A 19,805-nucleotide genomic window follows, 5' to 3' on the forward strand; every position below is an offset into this window, starting at 1 on the left:
GGGAAAGGCGCAGGTGCCAGAAGAGATCCCCTTTGCCACCAACCCCGCCATGGCCTGCGCCATGGTCTCGAAACTTCTGGACGAGGGCATGCCATGCGCCTTCGTTCTTGCAGATTCTGTCTATGGATCGGACAGGCGCTTCAGACGGATGCTGGAGGCCCGTGATCAGGCATATGTTTTGGCAGTGCGCTCCAATCACACACTCCGATTTTTTACTGAAAGCGGCCTCATGCAGACGGATCCTGCCATGATGTTTGATGACCTGAAGCCCGAGGCATGGCACGCGCTCCCCGCGGGCGAAGGCACCAAAGGGCTCCGGCTCTACGACTGGGCGCGCATTCCGTTGGGCCAAACATCACAAAGAGGTTTCGCGCGCTGGGTTCTCGCCCGTCGCACGCTTCGTGATCCCGGAAATATCTCCTACTATTTCGCGCATGCGCCTTCAGAAACATCCTTATCCGAACTGGCCTCTGCCGCCGGATTGCGCTGGACCGTCCAAGAATGCTTCCTGCGTGCCAAGGATGATCTGGGGTTAGATCACTGCGAGGCGCGTTCATGGCATGGCTGGCATCGCCACATCAGCCTTGTCATGGCAGCAGCGGCATTCCTGGCAAAGCTCGTGGCAGATCAGAGAAAAACGGTTCTTCAAAAACAGAACGAAACGAGTCCACGCATGTCGCCGGTCACCACCTCATCGAACGCCTTCAACGCTGCATGACAACATCAGAGATCCGAAAACTCATTTGCCGTTTGCTGCTGACCACAATCTTTGATCTTGATGTCATCTGGGACTGGTCAAGATGGCGACGCCAGCATCAGCTCAATGCCGCCATCGCACATCGGAAAATTCGACATTATCCGCAACTGTAGTATTAAAGCTTTTCGGTTTTTCCTTGAAACACCGCAACGTTTTAACTTCTGTGTTACCGCAATTTCGAACTGAAAAAGTCTATCAACTTTTTCTGAAATTGCTTTAACAGGGCGGCTTATTCTGCGGCAATCGCCGCAGGATGGCCCGCAACAATCGCAATCGCATCCGCGGTCAGGCCAGATGCGTTTGCGACATGCGCCACAATCTGCCCATTCAGGCGAATCTCGGCCATATCGGGCTGGTCCTCGTTAAAGGTCACGCGCACATCTGGCTGTGACAGCCGGTCAGGGTCGTAATGCAGGACAATCTGGTCCTGCTCGGGGCTGTAATCGACAATCATGGCAGGCGCGCGCCCTGCCAGCCAATCGCCCAGCGCGAAGAAATCCGCCCCCGCGCCCCCGTTCAGCGTGTCGCCCTGCCCTGCGATCAGCAGGTCATCACCCGCCCCGCCATTCAGGAAATTCGCGCCACTGCGGTCTTGGCCCGCATCATCCAGAAACGCACCCAGCAGCGTATCATCGCCGGCACCGCCCATCAGCAGATTCGCACCGCCGCCTGCGACAAGCAGATCATTGCCCCAGCCCCCTTCCAGCGTGTCATTGCCTGCGCCACCGATCAGACTGTCATCCCCCTCGCCCCCGATCAGGTGGTTGGCCCCGCTGTCCACATAAAGCACATCGTCCCCCCCCGCACCGATCAGAATGTCATCGCCCGCGCCGCCTACCAGCGTGTCATTGGCCACAGTGCCCACAAGGCGGTCATTCCCAGCGCCACCCTCCAGAAAAACGGGCTGCGGGGGGGCCACTGGCGCAAACAGGTCACTGCTATGGATGCGCTCGTCCAGATCATCGAACAGGCCCGTGGCCAATGCGTCATCCGGCACCAGATCAATGCGCGCGCCCCCATCGGTTGCATCCATCAGCCCTGACAGGGCAACCGCTGCCGGGGGCGACATCTCAGAGGCCCCGCCTTCAACCGCGTCCGCGGGCCCGCTACTCTCGACATCATCCTTTAAGACCACTGGCGCAAACAGGTCACTGCTATGAATACGCTCGTCCAGATCATCGAACAGGCCCGTGGCCAATACGTCATCCGGCACCAGATCAATGCGCGCGCCCCCATCGTCTGCATCCATCAGCCCTGACAGGGCTGGCGCTGGCGCCATCGCAAAGGCCCCGCCTTCGACCGCGTCCGCGCGCCCGTCACTCTCGACATCATCCTCTCTGGACGCCACCATAGCATCCGAAACCGAGGCTGCCGCAATGGCCGCCAGCAAGCCGAAAAACATCCACATTCTACCCAACCTTCACAAAAGCGGCTGATTCCGCCGCAATACCCCACCCGCAATTATGCCTTCTCCAGCTTGCCCAACGAAGCGTTTTCGCACTCAAAACCCGCCCAAACTGCAACATTGGTTAACGCGCGCGTGGCACAATCAAGGGCTTTCCAAACGCATGTTTCTGGTCTATCTGACCCTCGCACCCTCAAGGTGCCCTCCATCGGCCCTGCTGGACGACATCCCGGCCTGCGCCTTCACCCTCAACCCAAGGAGACCCCGATGTCGATTACCGTAGAAGACAAGAACCGCCTGATTGCAGAATTCGCACGCGCCGAAGGCGACACAGGTTCGCCCGAAGTTCAGGTCGCTGTGCTGACCAAGCGCATCACCAACCTGACCGAGCATTTCAAGACCCACAAAAAGGACAACCATTCCCGCCGTGGGCTGCTGAAACTTGTGGCCACCCGCCGCAAGCTGCTGGATTATGTCCGCAGCAAGGACGAGGCACGCTATCGTGACCTTATCAGCAAACTGGGCATCCGCCGCTAAGGCATCGCTCTGTCGCTGAGTGCTGCGCCCGCCCCTTCGGCGGGCGTTTTGCGTAAAATCTTCCGGCTTTCATCCTTGTAAAAATATCCGCGGGGGGGGCCGCTTGCGGCCGGGGGCGGCAGCCCCCATCAGCGCAACCGCTCGATCCCGCCCAGTAGAATATCTGTCGCCAGATCCGCATATTCCGCGCGGCTGACCGGCCCGCCTTCCTTGAACCACATATAGACCCAGTTCATCATCCCGAAAATCGACATGGTGACCGGCATCAGGATCGGGCGCTCGGCTTCAAGCTCGGGGTTCACCTGACGGATCACCGCCGCGAAACGCCGCACGATGCGCCGTTCAATCGCCATGATCTCGTCGCGCTGGTCTTGGGGCAGCGTCTGCGTGCCGTTCAACTGCACTTTGTGGTAGTCATCTGCATCGCGGTATTGCTCCAACACGGCATGGACAAGCGCGCGCAACCGCTGGCGTGGCGGCAGATCGGGCTGGTCTGCGGCGGCGATGGCCTCATCCAACTCGGTCAGATTGGTGCGCAGAATGTCGAAAATCAGCGCATCGCGGCCCGGATAGTAATGATACAGCAGTGCTTTTGACACATCGGCATGCGCCGCAATCTGCGACATGGACGCTTTGTCCATGCCCACCTCGGCAAAGACAGCCGCAGCACTGCGCAAAATGCTGCGTTGCTTGGCCGCGAAATCATGCGCACGCGATCGCGCCATGTTCAGCCCCCCTTGGGCCGGTTATCCACCACGCGCTTGGCCTTCCCTTCCGACCTTGGCGCGGTGCCGGGTGCATGGACCAGCACCTTGGCCGTCACTCCCAGCGTGCTTTTGATATGATGCGCCAGTTCCCGCACGGAGGCCGCCCGCGCGCCCTCGTCCGCGGCGGGGGGTGTTGCTTCGCAATGAACCGTCATGTCATCCATCCGCCCTGTGCGCGTCAGTTCGATCTGGAAATGCGGGGCCAGCCCTGCGCATTTCAGGATCTGTTCTTCCACCTGCGTGGGAAAGATATTGACGCCGCGCAAGATGATCATGTCGTCAGAGCGCCCGGTGATCTTCTCGATCCGGCGCATGGAACGCGCGGTGCCGGGCAAAAGCCGTGTAAGATCGCGCGTGCGGTAGCGCACGATGGGCAGCCCTTCTTTTGTCAGCGTGGTAAAGACCAATTCACCCATCTCGCCATCGGGCAGCACCTCGCCGGTTTCGGGGTTGATGATTTCGGGGTAGAAATGATCCTCCCACAGATGCAGCCCATCCTTGCTTTCGACGCATTCATTGGCCACGCCCGGCCCCATCACCTCTGACAGGCCGTAAATATCGACCGCGTGCATATCAAAGGCCTGCTCAATCTCGCCGCGCATGGAGTTTGTCCATGGTTCTGCCCCGAAAATACCCACCGCAAGCGAGCTTTCACGCGGGTCGATGCCTGCGCGTTGGAACCCATCGAGAATTGACAGCATGTAGGACGGCGTCACCATGATGATGCGTGGTTTGAAATCATTGATCAGCGTGACCTGCCGTTCGGTCATACCGCCCGAGACAGGCACCACCGTACAGCCCAGCCGCTCTGCCCCGTAATGCGCGCCAAGGCCCCCTGTGAACAGCCCGTAGCCATAGGCGATATGCACAATATCGCCCTTGCGCCCCCCGCTTGCGCGGATCGAACGCGCGACCAGATCGGCCCATGTGTCGATATCGCGCTGCGTATAGCCCACAACCGTAGGCTTGCCTGTCGTGCCAGAAGACGCATGCACCCGCACCAATTGTTCACGCGGGACCGCGAACATGCCAAAAGGGTAGGTGTCGCGCAGGTCGGTTTTCACGGTGAAGGGGAATTTTGCCAGATCGGCCAGCGTGTGCAGGTCATCCGGATGAACGCCATGATCATCGAAGCGTTTGCGATAAAAGCTTGATCCGTCATAGGCATGGCGCAGCGACCATTTCAGCCGCTCCAGCTGCAAGGCGCTGATTTCATCGCGCGAGGCGGTCTCGATCGGCTCCAGATCGCCGGGCTTGGGGGACAGGTCTTCCATGGCTTAGTCCTCTCTGAGATGCGTGCCTTTGATGACACGCGAATGTCCGCGAAATTCGGCAATTACGGTGCCTGAAGCATCGCTCACGCGCACGTCATACAGGCCCGACCGCCCACGGCGCGAGATTTCGCGCGCGCGCGCAGTCAGCCGCGCGCCCAATTCGACAGGGTGAAGGTAAGTAACGGCGCAAGCTTGCGCGACAACGCGCTGGTTGTATGTGTTGCAGGCAAAGGCAAAGGCTGAATCGGCAAGGGTAAAGATATAGCCACCGTGGCACATGCCATGCCCGTTGGTCATCTGGTCGGTGATGGTCATGGACAACGCGGCCTCGCCCGGGGCGACATGGTCCAGCGACATGCCCAAGCGCTGGCTGGCGCTGTCGTCGTTCCACATGGCGGTTGCGCAGGCTTCGGCCAGCTCTTGCGGGGTCATCTGGTCGGAAGTGGTCATTTGCCCTGAAACCTCGGCTGTCGTTTTTCAAGAAAGGCGGTGACCCCTTCGGCATAATCTTCCGAATATCCGGCGCGGCGCTGGAAGTCTTGTTCAAGATCAAGCTGGGCATCGAGGCTGTTGACGCTGGCGGCATGAATGGCCTGTTTCGTCAGCCCATAGCCAAAGGTTGGCCCCTGCGCCAACCGCTGCGCCAAGGCGCGGGCCTCATCCATCAGGTCATCATCGGGCAGCGCTTTCCAGATCAGCCCCCAATCGGCGGCCTGCTGTGCGAATAGCGGCTCGGCGGTCAGGGCCAGCGCTTTGGCGCGCGCCTCGCCCAGCAGGCGCGTCAAGGCCCAGCTGCCGCCCGCATCGGGCACAAGGCCCAGTTTCGCAAATGCCTGAATGAACCGTGCCGAATGTGCGGCCAGCACAATGTCGCAGGCCAGCGCAATATTGGCCCCCGCGCCTGCCGCCACCCCGTTCACAGCCGCAATAACCGGCTTGTCCAAGGCCCGAATAGACCGGATCAGCGGGCTGTAGAAGTCGCCAATCGTCTGGCCCAGATCGGGCTTTGGCCCACCCTTGCGCGGGTCACGATCCCCCAGATCCTGCCCAGCGCTAAAGGCCCGCCCTGCGCCAGTCAGCAGCACGGCGCGCACAGCGCTGTCTTGCGCCGCGCGGTCAAGTTCCGACCGCAGGGCACCATGCATTTCTGCATTAAATGAATTCAGCTTGTCAGGGCGGTTCAGGGTCAGTTCCAGAACCCCGCCTTGCAGGTGCGCGATCACCGTCGCGGGTGATGTCATGGTTTTCTCTCCTCCCAGATCGAAGAAGAGATTTGCATAAACCGACCGATCGGTCAATTCTGTTTATTGCATGCCTTTACGCGCGCCGGTCAGCCCGCTTTCAACACCCCGCGCGCAATCTGGTCGGCCTCGATCGATTCAAACAGCGCCTTGAAATTCCCCTCGCCAAAGCCATCGTCGCCTTTGCGCTGGATGAATTCAAAGAAAATCGGCCCGACCATGGTTTTCGAGAAGATTTGCAACAGAATTTTCGTCTCACCCCCATCTATAACGCCTTCACCATCGATCAGGATGCCGTGCTTGGCCATCTTGTCCACCGGCTCTGAATGGCCTGCAACGCGGTCATGGCTCATCTGGTAATAACTTGGCGGGGGTTTGGGCATGAAGCGGATGCCACGTTCGGCAATTGCATCTGTCGCGGCATAAATGTCTTCAGTGCCAACAGCGATATGCTGAATCCCCTCGCCATTATAGCGCTTGAGGTATTCGACAATCTGCCCCGTCTCGCCCCGATCTTCGTTGATGGGAATCCTGATCCGCCCGCAGGGCGAGGTCAGCGCGCGGCTGAACAGGCCCGTGAACTTGCCCGCAATATCGAAAAACCGGATTTCGCGGAAGTTGAACAGACGGCTGTAGAATTCAAACCATGTGTCCATGTTTCCCTTGAACACATTATGCGTCAGGTGATCGAGATAATAGAACCCAACCCCCTGCGGCTTGGGGGCGCACAGCCAGTCAAACTCTGCATACGGGTGTGCATCGCCATAGTCTTCGATGAAATAGATCAGCGACCCGCCAATGCCGATGATGGCAGGCACATCCAGCACCTTGCCCGCCCCTGTAAAGGGCTTGGCCCCAAGGGCCACCGCATGATCAAACGCATGCTGCGCATCGACCACCCGCCAGCCCATCGCAGACGCACAAGGCCCGTGTTCGGCGGCGAACCCCATCGCATGGCTGGTTTTGTCATTGTTCAGAATATAGGTGATGTCACCCTGCTGCCACAGTTCGATATCCTGCCGGCGGTGGCGGGCAGTGCGGGTGTAGCCCATTGCCCTGAGCTGTGCGCGCAGCGCCTCTGGGTCTGGATGCGCGAATTCGACAAATTCAAACCCATCGGTGCCAGCAGGGTTTTCGCTGCTGATGCTGGCGCGCGGGGCGGCATGCGGAAACGGTCCCATGATGATCTCCTATAACCTGAATATGCCGCGCATCATATCGCGCGCGCCATGCGCGTTCTGCGCAAAGATGGACGCATACAAAGCGTTCATGCTATGGTTTCGCCGGATTTAGCCGAAACAACGCAGAGAACACGCATGCTGGATCAGAAAGACCGCGAAATCCTTGCAGCGCTTCAGGAAAACGCAATGCTCACCTCTGAAATGTTGGGGGCGCGCGTGCACCTCTCGCCCAGTCAGGCTGCGCGCAGACGCCAGCGGCTGGAATCGCAAGGCACCATAACCGGCTACCGCGCCCGCCTTGACCCTGCCCAGATCGGCCTTGGGGTGCAGGCCTTTGTTCAGGTGCAAATGGCCACTCATACGCCGGACGGGGCCAAAAGTTTCAAAGGGTTGCTGGCGGATATGCCGCAGGTCGTCAACGCATGGACCCTGACGGGCGAGGCAGATTACCTGCTGCGTGTCTGGTGCGCCGATCTGTCTGCGCTGAACACATTGATCCATGACCGCTTGCTGCCACACCCCGCAGTTGCCCGCGTGCAAAGCCAGATCGTGATGGAGCAGTTGAAACAAGCCGCCGCCCTGCCCGTCTGAGGGCTGGACATTCGCCCCCCGAACAGGCCAAACAGGACCACGCAATGACGAGGGGCCGCATGGAAATTTCAGCCTTGGCCGATGGGGTGCTGTCTGGCGACCGCCGCGCGCTGGCCCGCGCGATCACGCTGGTTGAAAGCACGCGCACCGAACACCGCACACAGGCAGCCGACCTGCTGGAGCGGCTGGCAGGGTCGGGGCGCGAATCCATCCGCATCGGGCTGTCCGGCACACCCGGTGTTGGCAAATCCACTTTCATCGAAAGTTTCGGGCTTATGCTGGCCGAACAGGGGCTGCGTGTGGCCGTGCTGGCAGTCGATCCCTCCAGCGCGCGCACAGGTGGCTCTATCCTTGGCGACAAGACCCGCATGGAATACCTCTCGCGCCATCCCAAAGCCTTTATCCGCCCAAGCCCCAGCCAAACCCACTTGGGCGGTGTCGCGCGCCGCACGCGCGAGGCCGTGGCCCTGTGTGAAGCAGCGGGGTTCGACGTGGTCCTGATCGAGACAGTGGGCGTGGGCCAGTCGGAAACCGTGGTCGCAGAACTGTCGGATGTGTTTTTGCTGCTGCTGGCCCCTGCGGGCGGCGACGAGTTGCAAGGCGTCAAGCGTGGCATCATGGAAGTGGCTGATATCATCATTGTCAACAAGGCTGATGGCGACCTGAAAGCAACCGCCACCCGCACCTGCGCCGATTACGCGGGTGCCCTGCGCCTGCTGCGCCGCCGCCCGCAAGACCCGGACGGGTTCCCCAAGGCCATGACTGTGTCGGCACTGGAACAATCGGGGCTGGACAAGGCATGGTCTGACATTTCCGAACTGATCACATGGCGGCGCGAAACCGGCCATTGGCAGGGACGGCGCGCGGCGCAAGCGCGCCACTGGTTCCACGAAGAAATCAGACAAACCCTGCTGGCGCGGCTGCAAACCCCACCCGCCCGCAATCTGGCCAACAAGCTGTCGCATGATGTGGAAACCGGCCAAACCACCGCAACCAAGGCAGCGGCCGCGTTAATCGCAACCCTCTGGCCGGAAATGACGCGCGATGCGGCCACGGAATCGCTTGACCTCACGCAAGATACCACCTAAGAGCGCGTGACGAGTTTCGAGGCGCTGCGTTGCAGTGCCCATTTGCTTTGTGGCAGTCGGGATAAATTGTGTCGACAGCCCCTTTCAAGACGAGGATAAACCCATGTCGCGCCGCTGCGAACTGACCGGAAAAGGCCCGATGACGGGCAACAATGTAAGCCACGCCAATAACAGAACCCGCCGCCGGTTTCTGCCCAACCTTCAGGACGTCTCGCTTCAGTCCGAGGCACTGGGCCGCAGCTTCAAGCTGCGTGTGTCTTCTGCCGCACTGCGCTCGGTAGACCACCGTGGCGGCCTTGACGCCTATCTTGCGCGCGCGAAAGACGACGAGCTGTCGGCCAATGCGCTGAAAATCAAGCGCGAGCTTGGCAAAGCAGCAACCGCTGCCTGATTGGTACGGTTGGAAATCATAAAAACTCCCGCCGCTGCGGGAGTTTTTTAGTTTTGTAGCCCAGCTTGTCAGTTGCAATTGCATACGTTTCATTCTTTAAGTCAAACGCTGGTCCCGTAGCTCAACTGGATAGAGCAGCCGACTTCTAATCGGCAGGTTGGGGGTTCGATTCCTCCCGGGATCGCCAAACCTTTTTCATGTAGTCTTCATTGTTCGCGAAGATGCGGGCTTCGAAAGCCTCGCAGATCTGCGCGGCAAGCGGATCTCGATGAAGGATGTGGGCTCGACCACCGGCCACATCATCCCGGCCTATATGCTGGTTCAGGCTGGTATCGACATCGACCGCGATGTGACGATCTACAACCTTGGTGGCACCTTGTTTCAGGCGCTGATCTCGGGTGATGTGGATGCCACGGCCACTGGCGTGCGCGACTGGGACAAATTCGTTGAGATGGCCGGTGAAGGATACAAGATCCTCGAGCAGTCGCCACAGATGCCCGATGACCTCATTCTTGCGGGCGCTCACATCTCGACCGAATGTGTTGATTTCCTGCGCGGGGTCATGCTGGAAAACGATCAGGCGCTGATCGACGCCACCCTCGCCCCCGAAGGTCGCGAGCGTTATCGCGGCGCGTCGCTGGTGTCGGTAGATGACGCAACATACGAGGTGGTGCGTGAAGCCTATGCAGCGCTAGGGCTTATTGCTGAGTAATGGACGTCTCCGTCAGACAGCTTGCAAAGACATTTCCTGACGGTACCCGCGTACTTGAGGCGGTGGATTTTTCCATCGCCTCGGGCGAAGGGGTCGTTTTGCTTGGCGCGAACGGGTGCGGAAAGTCTACCCTGCTGCGCTGCATGCTGGGGCTTGAGAAGATCACTGCAGGCGACATCGTGATCGATGATGTGTCTATTGGGCATGCGCGTCGCAGTGACTTGCGACGTCTGCGCTCTCGAGTGGGGTCAGTGTTTCAGCAATTCAATCTGGTCGGCAACCTCTCGGTCCATCAAAATGTGATGTTCGGACGCCTTGGCACACATGGCCTGATGGGCGCGCTGTCCCTGACGGCATCGACTGAAACACGCGACAAAGCAATGCACTGCCTTGACCGGGTGGGGCTTGCGCATCTCGCAAAACGGCGCACCGACACACTCTCAGGTGGTCAACAGCAGCGCGTTGCTATCGCTCGGATGCTCATGCAAGAAGCCGGAATTGTTTTCGCCGATGAGCCTGTCGCCAGCCTCGACCCGAGGGCAGGGCGCGAGGTTATGGACCTGTTGTTTGATATCGTTCGCGAGCGTGGTCTGACCGTGGTCTGTGTCCTGCACCAGATCGACCTTGCCCGCGCCTATGCCAACCGGATCATTGGCCTTAAATCCGGGCGCATTGTGGTAGACGGCGCCCCGAACGACCTGACCGATGATGCGATCGCCGACCTTTACGAGGCCGATCGCACCCGTGCCGAGAAAGAAAGTAAGGAAGCCGAAGATGCTCGATCGAACCTCCGACGGAGTGCCGCCTCGTTTTGAACGACCATCGCTGTTCGTTTGGGTTGTGATCCTCGTCTTTCTGGCCTTTTTCATTCAAGGATTTACGCAAGCCGGCATTTCCGTAGACCGACTGGTACGCGGCACTTCGAACTTGGGGCGCTTTCTTGGGATGGCATTTCCCCCGTCTACGGCGCGTCTGGACGTGATTGCGCGTGCCATGCTCGAGACGCTGAATATGGCAGTGGTAGGGGTGACTTTCGGCGTGATACTCAGCCTGCCAATGGCGTTGCTGTGCGCGCGCAACACAACGCCTCATCCCATAGTGCGCCTTATCGCAGTGAATATCGTCGCTACCTTGCGCACGATACCAGACCTGATCTGGGCATTGATTTTCGTGGTCGCTGTGGGGCTGGGGCCCCTGGCTGGGATCCTCGCTATCATCATGGACACAATAGGTTTCTGCGCCCGATTCTTTTCCGAGCGCATTGAGGAGACCAATCCAAAACCCGGAATGGCCTTGCGTGCAGCTGGCGCCTCGCGCTCTGCCGTTGTAGCTGGCGCAATCCTGCCTGAATGCTTTCCGTCCTTCGTCGCTACCTCGCTCTTCTCGGTTGAAAAAGCTGTTCGATCTGCAGTCGTCCTTGGGCTTGTCGGTGCGGGTGGCATAGGGGTTGAGCTAACCTCGGCAATGAACCTATTTCGCTACAACGAAGCGTTGACCATTATTCTTTCTATTCTCGTGGTAGTTATAGCCGTCGAACAGGTCGCCGGGGCAATCAGACGCCGCGTCATATGATCTGGACTGTGTGTTTTGCTCGCTGACAACGTCGGCCATAGTGCAACGGTGCAGGAACTGGTCCGTGCCTTTCATATTTGTTAGCGTCAAGACGGGTTACGGGCGCATGCGGCGCAGTGCTTGAGTGGCCGCTTCGGTGAACCCAGCCCGACAGGGCGGCGGTCAGCAAAGGGCCGAGCATGTTGCTGCGTCTGCGAAGGTTTCTCCGATGCTGCGGCCTTCCCGAATGTAGCTGATGGAGCTTCATCATCGAAAGTGCAAAGTCGTTCGATTTCGTTACGAATATCGCGGGGAACGCGATTGTTGAACAGCCAGTCCATTAAAAGGCGTCTGTTCGCAGAGAGTTGGAATTCGGATTTGCCCTTTGGCCGCGTCCAAATTCATGTTGCTGCGTCCAATAGGACACGCCCGGACCCGCTCTCACGCAGCCCGTCCTGCCCCACGAACCGCCCTCTGGAACATCAGCCCCATCAGCATTTCACAGGCTTCCCTGTCCTGAAGGAAGGCCGAACCTCTGACCGGACCCTTGGCGGTACAATGCAAAGTCTGCGGCGGATCCGCCGCCTGCCCCCTCTTTCGCCCCGCCGAACTCGAAGGTGGATCGTCCCCCTCACAAGAGCCGCCGCAGGTTCGTTCCGGTCCATCTTCAAGCAACCCCAGGAGCACCCCATTTCAAGGTCAGGAAAACCGTCCGGATGAGTGGCGTATCGGCCTTGCCTGTAAGGCACCCCTGCACGCCATACACGCAGATCCCGCCCTTGCAATGGCCGCACACTCAGGCGGCACGCGCGCGCCCCCAGACAGGCACCCCAACTCCGGGATGGGCGGTTCAACTTTTGTTATCTGTCGTTCAAATAGTCTTGGTTTGGCTTTCGTGGTTATTAAACGACGTGTCATAATCGGAGTGCAGTCCTTGCGTCGCAGGAAGTTCGAGCACTTCGGCCAATAGAAATCCAAGATGTCGTCGCGGTGAGAGGTCGAAAAACCCGCAAATCCAACTACCAACCGATCATGTCCCGGCCTAGGCAACTGGCGCGGACCACGCTGTTATGAATTGAGAAAAGGTTTATCGTGATGTCAGGAGTGATATTGAAGATTGCCAAAACGACTTTCTAGCCTCCGGGTGGCCGCTAGGACCGTCGCGACCAACCCAAGGCGGCGTCCAATTTTGAAACATTTCGTAGGGGCGGGTTCGCGGGTCTACGTCTCAACGCTCGGACTCAGCATTCGTCTCGTCCTCTTCGTCGCACTCGACTTCCCGATCAATCACCTCGCGACAGAGCTGGTAGACCCGGATATCGGGGCCGATCAGGCTGCTCATGCGGATCTGCTTGCTGGGTAAGCGATCGTCGGTCAGCAGAGCGCCGCGCTGCTCCAAGATCTCACGTAGATCCTTGAATGTTCCACCAGGCGGAACGAACTCCATCAGGGTTTCGCGCAAGAGGAAGTAATGCTCTTCGTTGAACCACCCCCGCGCGCCCCAGGGCTTGCGGTCGACGGGCCGCCGTGCGGCATCGACCTCACGCAGTTCCTTGCCAAGCCGGGGCCAGGTCCAGGCCCGGATCGTCGCCAACGGGTCCTCGTCCACCCGGTGGCGCCCGAGGCCACGGATCTTCGCCCAGCTGTCTGCCGCTTCCAGAACCGCAGCCCGCACTTGCTGGACTGTCTGCGGCAGCAGCCCGAAGCGAACCGCCAGTTGCCCGGCCAGCAGCACCACCGCGAAATGCCGCATCACCCGCGTTTCCGGCGACAGCCCGGACCCCGCATCGATCCCGAGTTCCACCGCCAATTCCCGGGACTGCGTCTCGAAGGCTGCGCGTAAGTCGCCCTGGTTGCATGACAACGGAGCGAGCAGCTTCTGCACGAAGGCGGGGCCCGCGATCCCGGCCGTCTCCTGCGAGGCAATGTCGAGCGCGCTCAGCATCGCAGGGATGTCGGTGTGCCCATGTGCCTTGCGCCAGATCTTATGATCGCGTCCACCGATATCCAACAGCCGGACAAACGTGCCTTCCTGAACAGGAAGCCTCAGCCGACTTATAGGCAGAGAGCCCTGGGCCCGACGGGCCTCCGACACGGCCTGGTCACAGAACGGCTGCTCGGACGAGGTGATGACAATGACCCGCCGCTTTGACGGTTCGAACTCCGCGCCCGGAGCCGGCCGCGCAGACCTGCGGCTCCCGTTCACGATTGCAAAGACCTGCGGGACCATCTTGGCGACCTTGCCCTGCGGCACCTCATCGGCACCTAAGGCTCCGTCATTTGCCAACAAGCAGGCGTCGTCGAGGCTCGCCCGTGTTGCCGTCCAGCTGAGCAAGTCCTGCTGCGGCCAGACGCGAAGCGCCAGTTCGAGCAGGAAGCTCTTGGCCTGAGAGGTATGTGCGCTCAGATTGTAGATCGCGGACTCCGCCCCGACCACCTTCAGAAGCGGGCCTGCGAACTGCGCACAAACCAGGAACAGGGCCAGCGGGTTCCCCGTCAACTTTGTCGCAACCTCCCGCGTCCAGCGCTCCTGCGCATCCCGCTCGACCGTGACGACAGGACCGGACAGGGCCAGACGGTCACGATCGTCTTTGTGCGAAAGCACCCCTCCGTCGGAGAGGACATAAACAGGAGGATCGAACGAAGCCCATCCAGGTCTCAAGACAGGAGGATCAACTGTTTCATAATCCATCGACCGCAAAAGGTCCGCGAACTTTGTATCTGTCGCAAACACCCGCAGGCCCACCCCCCGCAACTTGGCGACGCCTTTCGGAGAACCCTTTCCCAGATCGTCGGCGGGCAAGCTCACCTCACGGCGTGCGCCCGACGCCGTCCGCAAAACAACAACCAACTGCGCCGGACGCGTCGGACGCGCTACCTCCAGATGCTTCACGTAGAACGGCTGACAGATCTCGACCACGCCCTCCCGCGCAGAGTACCGCTTGATCAGGCTGTCTTCCGGATCCAGCTGATAGCCCCGTGGAAGCTGGGCTTCGACCTGGGCCAGAAATCCGTCGTCCTGCGCGGTGTCCTGTTCATCATGTTCCGTTGCCTCAGGGCCAACGCCCTGCTGCATACGGTCGGGATCGTCCGGACCATTGGCCGCACTCACCGGCGTGCTCCCCGTGTCAAACTTCTGCGAAGTGTCATTCATGCTCTGCTCCTTGCGATAGAACTTGGGACAAGGCCGCGGGCATCATCCCGCGGAAGAGCTGACAATGGCCCGGGCGACCGGCACCCTTGCAAGCTCAGAATAACCCAAAGCACCCCGAAAAACGACATCTCAGGCCGGTTGACCTGCAGATTTATGTGGAAAACCCCGCAATCCGCGCGACAGCGATGTCAATCGGGCGGCTGGGTCAAGCTGCACCAGCCAGCACCCGCAAAAGAATGGGCGATTGTGAGTTCTTCGGAGGATTTGTCAAAAGCGCATTAATGACAAATGACCGGCAAGGGACTGGTTTCATTGTATTTAGGGACAAAGATGCACCACGATACTTTTGACAAATCCAGTGGAAATCCGGCGGAGAGCCTTGAACAGGAAGCCTCGGCCCGTTCCGAAGCTTTGCGGCAGGATTGACGCATCACCTTCTCGCTGGGTAGCCGATCAATCTCTGCGACCAGCAGCCTGCTGGACCTGTTGAACCCCATTTTTGAATTGTTTTTCCTGTTCTTTTTTTGGTTGATCTGGCCTTTCCTCAGAGCGGTGCAGCAGCCGCGTGCAGCCCGCCTGCCACCTTCGGCTTGAGCCGCCCCGCTTTTCTGGCCAAGGTGCGGAGGCCGGCCGACCCGGCCATCCTCCACACCCGGCCCCCATGGCCCGCCCGAGTTGCCGTCGCGACACGCCGCCTACCTTCCCAATCACGGCGCCCTTACATTCCCACAGGCTGGCCCCTCTAACTTCACCCGAACTTCATCTTCATCATGATGGTCAGGTTTGTCCAAGTAACATTACCAACCCACCTGGACATGGTCTTGGAAACCCCTAATCTGGCGGGAGTTTCCCGGAGGCCCCTTGTCCGACCCGCACCCAGACTGCCCGATCTGTCTGTTTCCCGGCCCGCTGGCTGCGCTGCGGCATGTGGCGGCTTGGGCTGATCTGACTGCGGCCGAGCAGTTCACGTTGCTGGCCCAGTTGGGTGCAGCACTGGCCGACGGGGCGGCCGGGTTCACCGTTGTAGTGGACCATGGGCATTTCCACCTGCGACCGCGCGGCGCGCAGGCCCTGCGCCTGACCATCGGGTCAGCCGATCCGCTGCTGCCGCTGATCGCGCAAGGCATCGATGCGGCGGACAGCGTTGATCTGGCGGTGGCCTTCGCGATGGACTCGGGTGGGCAGCTGATCGCGCCCTGGTTCCGTGACCTGCTCGACCGGGGCGGGCGGCTCAGGGTGGTTCTGGGCGATTATATGGACGTCACCGAACCTGCCGCGCTCTATCGCCTGGCCGACCTGGACGGCGCGCAGGTGCGTGTGTTCGAAACCGGCCCGGGCAGTTTCCACCCGAAGGCCTGGCTATTCCGGGCGGCGGTTCGGCAGGGCGCAGCAATTATCGGCAGTTCGAACCTGTCCCGAACTGTGCTGACCACCGGTGTCGAATGGAACTGCCGAAGGCGCTGCCGATGTTGTGACGCGGGCCTTTGATGATCGCTGGTCCCATCCCCAGACCCGCCCGCTGACCCAGGACTGGATCGCCGTCTATGCCGCCCGGCGGCAGGGCGCGCCCCTGACCGATCTGGCACAGCGGATCGTCGTGGACGAGGCCCCTGCCCAGCCGCCAGAACCGCACACGATCCAGCGCGCTGCATTGGCGGCGCTGACCGCCACGCGCGCCGCCGGGCACCGGGCAGGTCTGGTCGTGCTGGCCACAGGGCTGGGCGAGACCTGGCTGGCCGCCTTCGACAGCCGTGCCTTCGCCAAGGTGCTGTTCGTGGCCCATCGGAATGAGATCCTGACCCAGGCGATGGCCTCTTTCTGCCGGATCCGGCCCGAGGCCCGGTTCGGCCGCTTCGATGGCGCAGAGAAGGACGAAGGCGCCGACATCCTTTTCGCCTCGATCCAGACCATCGGGCGGGTCGGCCACCTGCGCCGCTTCGCGCCGGACGCCTTCGATTACATCGGCGTCGACGAATTCCACCACGCCAGCTCCGCCAGCTATCGCGGGCTGCTCGACCACTTCACCCCGCGCTTCCTGCTGGGGCTGACCGCGACCCCGGACCGTTCGGACAGAACCGACGTGCTGGCGCTGTGTGGCGACAATCTGGTCTATCACTGCGACTTGTTCGACGGGATCGAGGCCGGGCTCCTGTCCCCCTTCCGCTACATGGGCGTGCCGGATAAGGTGAATTATGCCCAGATCGCCCTGGCGATCCGCCCAGTTCAACCCCGAGGCGCTGGAGGCGGCGCTCGCAACCGAAGCACGCGCGCAGAACGCGCTGGACCAGTTCCACCGCCACCGCGCGGGCCCGGCGATCGGCTTTTGTTGTTCGGTCCGGCATGCCGAATTCATGGCCGCCTTCTTCCGCGGCCGGGGCCTGCGCGCCGTGGCCGTCCATTCCGGTCCTGGCTCGGCCCCGCGCGCCACCTCGCTGGACCAGCTGGGCCGGGGCGAGATCGACATCCTCTTTGCCGTCGACTTGTTCAATGAAGGGGTGGACGTGCCCGCGATCGGCACGGTGATGATGCTGCGCCCGACAGAAAGCGTGATCCTGTGGCTGCAACAGCTGGGCCGCGGCCTGCGCCGGGTCGAAGGGAAGGTGTTGCGGGTGATCGACTATATCGGGAACCACCGGGTGTTCCTGACTAAGCTGCGCGCACTGCTGGACGCGGGACCGGGTGACCGGTCCCTGGCGCTGCGGTTGGAACAGGCCGTCGTCGGGCAGCTGCCCCTGCCGCCGGGCTGTTCAGTGACCTATGACCTACGGGTAATCGAGATCCTGTGCGACCTTCTACGCCCAAAATCCGGGATGGAGGATCTTGAGGCGCAGTACCGCGACTTCCACCTGCGCAACGGGCGCCGTCCCCGGGCGGCCGAGGTGGCAGCCATGGGCTTTGATCCCGCGCGCAACGGTCACGGCGGCTGGTTCGACTTCCTCCGTGACATGGGCGATCCGGTGGACGCGCCGGCGCTGGCTACTGTGGGCGACCTGCTGCGGCGGGTGGAGCGGGACCGGTCCCTCACCCTGCCCGCGCTGGAAGCGCTCCGCCGCCTGCGCGACAGCACCCCGACGCCCGAGGACGAGCGCGCCTTCTAGGCCTTCGAGCCGCTCCTGTCGGCCGATGGTGACCGCCTGCGCCTGACCCGGCCCGATCCGGGTGGACAGGCCGCCGCGATGCTGGCCGAACTGGCCGAGTGGCGGCTGGGAACCATGCCGGACCATGAAGCTGACGATCCTCCGGCAGACTTCACCGCAGCCGGACCGGACCTGTGGCGCGAATGCCTGCGTGAAGACATCCCGCCCCTCTTTGGCGCACGGTTCAGCACCGGAAACTGGAACGCCGGCATCGTCCGCCTGGACAACATCCTGATCCTGCTGACCACGCTGAAGAAAGGCGGATTGACAGCAGGATCCCATTACGAGGATCACTTCTTCGGCCCTGACCGGATGCAATGGCAATGCCAGACCCAGACCCGCCGCGACAGCCAGATCAGGCGTATGCTGTCAGGCGCCGACGGTCAGGCGCGGATCCACTTGTTCGTCCGGAACGCAAAGCTGCGCAATGGCAAAGCCGCACCGTTCCTCTACTGCGGTCAGCCGGAGTTTGTGGGCTGGGAAGGCGAAAAGCCGATCACGGTGACCTGGCGCTTGCCGGTCCCGGTGCCCGACCACCTGCGCCCAGGGTTGGGGATCTCTCGGTGAGGGAGGGGGCCATGGCTTGCAATGTCGCCTCGCGCCTAGTGAGGACAAAATACCTTGGGCGGGAAAAAAATGGCTACTGTTCAAAACCTTGGTTCAGAGCGGGCCTTGTCGAGTTACGCCCCGTAATCCGGACTGCCGGCAGCGCCCTCATCCGAGGTCAAAAATACGCCACCAGAAAAAGCTTCAGGCCAAGAATCGCTTAGTATGGGCGTTTTGTGATTCAGATCCTGCGTAGGTCAGCAGCATCTTTACGCGTCTGCTCAAGCGCCTGCAGGTCTTTTTTTATCAGTCAATCCAAAGCCACGCAGAACCGCTTATTTGAGCCTTATCATTTCGTATCATAGATACGGAATGTAATCAGACCCCGGGGTAAGCAGTGCCCCCTGGATACCCTGATCAGGTCGCGACCTGACAGGGCACGCCGCGTGTTGCTTTCGCAACCTCACATCCCCGCCCTCATGCCCTGGCGGGCAAAATGACGAGGGGGATAACGCGGCGCCGGCTGTATGCCGTTCTGCGCTCTGGCTGTCGCGGGCGACCAGGTCCTTTCGGACCCGGGCCCATTGACGCCACACATGCCTCCGGCACTCACTCTGGGTGGGGAGGGTGTTGCGGTGCCCACGAGAGCCGTGAACGTAATTGACCCGTTCCGACAAGCCCGCCGCACGGCGGGCAATCGCAACGGCGGCAGCGCAATGGACTGAGATACCGTATTGGGGCTCGGCGCGAATCACGACGGTTGTGAATTGAAATCCGAGGTTTGTTGAGGTGTCGTTGCCCTTGGCACGCTGTGCGGCGTGTCAACGGGGTCGTGCTGTGAAGCGCGCCCGAAGATCGTTCCTAAGAAAGGGCAAGAAAGGACAACGACATGGATCTGTATATCGGTTTTGACGTCTCTCTGGCAAGCACCGCGATGTGCGGGCTTTCCGAAAAGGGCAAGTTGGTGAAGGAAACGTCGGCCCCAAGCGAACCCGAAGATTTGGTGAAGATGTTGAACGCACTGCCGGGGCGCGTTGTTGCGGTGGGCCTTGAGGCTGGGCCCCTATCGCAATGGCTGTATCAGCATTTGACCGAGGCCGGCTTCCCGACTGTTCTGATGGAAACCCGGCAGGTGAAGGGTGCGCTGAAGGCGATGCCAATCAAAACAGACCGGCGCGACGCGGAAGGGATCGCCCGGCTCTTGCAGATGGGCTGGTTCCGGCCCGTGCATTGTAAATCCCTGTCGGCGCAGGAAATGCGTGCGCTGTTGTCCTCGCGCAAGGCGATCCAGCAAGCGGCTTCATCGCTGGAGTTGTCAATCCGTGGGGTGCTGCGCAACTTCGGGCTGAAGATGGGACAGGTGGCCAAGGGACGCTTTGAACAACGGGTGCTGGAGCTGACCGGGGGCAATCCTATGCTAGAGGCCGCAGCAAACCCGATCCTGAGCGCCCCGCGCGCGCTGCGTCAGGAGCT

19 protein-coding genes, 1 tRNA gene and 1 pseudogene are annotated in these 19,805 nt (G+C 60.9%); 14 read left to right on the forward strand and 7 right to left on the reverse strand.

The window, feature by feature from the left end; translation table 11 throughout:
- On the forward strand, positions 1–718 hold a 718-nt coding region (locus tag BG455_RS07860), incomplete at its 5' end, for an IS701 family transposase (RefSeq protein WP_143079896.1).
- Between the two features lie 268 nt (positions 719–986).
- Here BG455_RS07860 and BG455_RS07865 read toward each other — a convergent pair.
- Positions 987–2,165: a calcium-binding protein gene (locus BG455_RS07865; protein WP_071469447.1), complete on the reverse strand. Its 1,179-nt coding sequence runs from the start codon at positions 2,163–2,165 to the stop codon at positions 987–989.
- Positions 2,166–2,429: 264 nt separating this feature from the next.
- Here BG455_RS07865 and rpsO point away from each other — a divergent pair, with 264 nt between their 5' ends.
- On the forward strand, positions 2,430–2,699 hold the full coding sequence (gene rpsO, locus BG455_RS07870) for a 30S ribosomal protein S15 (protein ID WP_071469448.1): 270 nt from the start codon (positions 2,430–2,432) through the stop codon (positions 2,697–2,699).
- A 128-nt stretch (positions 2,700–2,827) separates the two neighbouring features.
- On the opposite strand, the gene BG455_RS07875 is transcribed toward rpsO, so the two are convergent.
- From BG455_RS07875 to hppD, 5 genes are all read right to left on the reverse strand, one after another.
- Entirely contained in the window at positions 2,828–3,424 is a 597-nt protein-coding gene (locus BG455_RS07875) for a TetR/AcrR family transcriptional regulator (protein ID WP_071469449.1), read from the reverse strand.
- A 2-nt stretch (positions 3,425–3,426) separates the two neighbouring features.
- Positions 3,427–4,740 (reverse strand): phenylacetate--CoA ligase PaaK, encoded by a 1,314-nt coding sequence (paaK, locus tag BG455_RS07880; RefSeq protein WP_071469450.1) that lies wholly within the window; start codon positions 4,738–4,740, stop codon positions 3,427–3,429.
- Positions 4,741–4,743: 3 nt separating this feature from the next.
- A complete protein-coding gene (gene paaI / locus BG455_RS07885) occupies positions 4,744–5,172 on the reverse strand; it encodes a hydroxyphenylacetyl-CoA thioesterase PaaI (RefSeq protein WP_211307095.1) in 429 nt (142 codons plus the stop codon).
- A 14-nt stretch (positions 5,173–5,186) separates the two neighbouring features.
- Entirely contained in the window at positions 5,187–5,981 is a 795-nt protein-coding gene (gene paaG, locus BG455_RS07890) for a 2-(1,2-epoxy-1,2-dihydrophenyl)acetyl-CoA isomerase PaaG (protein ID WP_071469452.1), read from the reverse strand.
- Between the two features lie 89 nt (positions 5,982–6,070).
- Positions 6,071–7,162: a 4-hydroxyphenylpyruvate dioxygenase gene (gene hppD / locus BG455_RS07895; protein ID WP_071469453.1), complete on the reverse strand. Its 1,092-nt coding sequence runs from the start codon at positions 7,160–7,162 to the stop codon at positions 6,071–6,073.
- A gap of 135 nt (positions 7,163–7,297) precedes the next feature.
- Between hppD and BG455_RS07900 the strand changes: the two genes are divergently transcribed.
- The 7 genes from BG455_RS07900 (at position 7,298) to phnE (ending at position 11,516) form a co-directional block, all read left to right on the forward strand.
- Complete coding sequence (locus BG455_RS07900) at positions 7,298–7,753, forward strand: Lrp/AsnC family transcriptional regulator (RefSeq protein ID WP_071469454.1); 456 nt, start codon at positions 7,298–7,300, stop codon at positions 7,751–7,753.
- Positions 7,754–7,812: 59 nt separating this feature from the next.
- On the forward strand, positions 7,813–8,841 hold the full coding sequence (meaB, locus tag BG455_RS07905) for a methylmalonyl Co-A mutase-associated GTPase MeaB (protein WP_084386196.1): 1,029 nt from the start codon (positions 7,813–7,815) through the stop codon (positions 8,839–8,841).
- A 103-nt stretch (positions 8,842–8,944) separates the two neighbouring features.
- A complete protein-coding gene (gene rpmB / locus BG455_RS07910; protein ID WP_071469455.1) occupies positions 8,945–9,232 on the forward strand; it encodes a 50S ribosomal protein L28 in 288 nt (95 codons plus the stop codon).
- Positions 9,233–9,342: 110 nt separating this feature from the next.
- A tRNA-Arg gene (locus tag BG455_RS07915) sits at positions 9,343–9,419 on the forward strand.
- The gene (locus BG455_RS07920) at positions 9,390–9,944 is read left to right on the forward strand and encodes a phosphate/phosphite/phosphonate ABC transporter substrate-binding protein (RefSeq protein WP_170124811.1); all 555 of its coding nucleotides are present in this window, start codon (positions 9,390–9,392) and stop codon (positions 9,942–9,944) included. The genes BG455_RS07915 and BG455_RS07920 overlap by 30 nt, the downstream gene beginning before the upstream one ends.
- Positions 9,944–10,759, forward strand: a complete 816-nt coding sequence (gene phnC / locus BG455_RS07925; protein ID WP_071469457.1) for a phosphonate ABC transporter ATP-binding protein — start codon at positions 9,944–9,946, stop codon at positions 10,757–10,759. The genes BG455_RS07920 and phnC overlap by 1 nt, the downstream gene beginning before the upstream one ends.
- Positions 10,719–11,516 (forward strand): phosphonate ABC transporter, permease protein PhnE, encoded by a 798-nt coding sequence (gene phnE, locus BG455_RS07930; RefSeq protein ID WP_071469458.1) that lies wholly within the window; start codon positions 10,719–10,721, stop codon positions 11,514–11,516. Before phnC ends, phnE begins: the two co-directional genes overlap by 41 nt.
- Before the next feature lie 1,207 nt (positions 11,517–12,723).
- Here the strand turns inward: phnE and BG455_RS07935 are convergent.
- The gene (locus tag BG455_RS07935; RefSeq protein ID WP_071469459.1) at positions 12,724–14,649 is read right to left on the reverse strand and encodes a DUF927 domain-containing protein; all 1,926 of its coding nucleotides are present in this window, start codon (positions 14,647–14,649) and stop codon (positions 12,724–12,726) included.
- 861 nt (positions 14,650–15,510) lie between these two features.
- On the opposite strand from BG455_RS07935, the gene BG455_RS17540 reads away from it, so the two are divergent.
- The 5 genes and pseudogenes from BG455_RS17540 to BG455_RS07950 all read left to right on the forward strand — a co-directional run.
- Positions 15,511–16,137 (forward strand): phospholipase D-like domain-containing protein, encoded by a 627-nt coding sequence (locus tag BG455_RS17540; protein ID WP_245735498.1) that lies wholly within the window; start codon positions 15,511–15,513, stop codon positions 16,135–16,137.
- A 109-nt stretch (positions 16,138–16,246) separates the two neighbouring features.
- Positions 16,247–16,654: pseudogene (locus BG455_RS17545) on the forward strand (DEAD/DEAH box helicase family protein); the annotation flags it as partial.
- A 187-nt stretch (positions 16,655–16,841) separates the two neighbouring features.
- Positions 16,842–17,747, forward strand: coding sequence for a helicase-related protein (locus tag BG455_RS17550; protein ID WP_342742040.1), 906 nt, complete (start codon positions 16,842–16,844; stop codon positions 17,745–17,747).
- A 78-nt stretch (positions 17,748–17,825) separates the two neighbouring features.
- Complete coding sequence (locus tag BG455_RS17555; RefSeq protein WP_245735500.1) at positions 17,826–18,353, forward strand: DUF3427 domain-containing protein; 528 nt, start codon at positions 17,826–17,828, stop codon at positions 18,351–18,353.
- 868 nt (positions 18,354–19,221) lie between these two features.
- On the forward strand, positions 19,222–19,805 hold a 584-nt coding region (locus BG455_RS07950), incomplete at its 3' end, for an IS110 family transposase (RefSeq protein ID WP_143079897.1).

This window comes from Roseinatronobacter thiooxidans (assembly GCF_001870675.1).
GTDB lineage: Bacteria > Pseudomonadota > Alphaproteobacteria > Rhodobacterales > Rhodobacteraceae > Roseinatronobacter > Roseinatronobacter thiooxidans.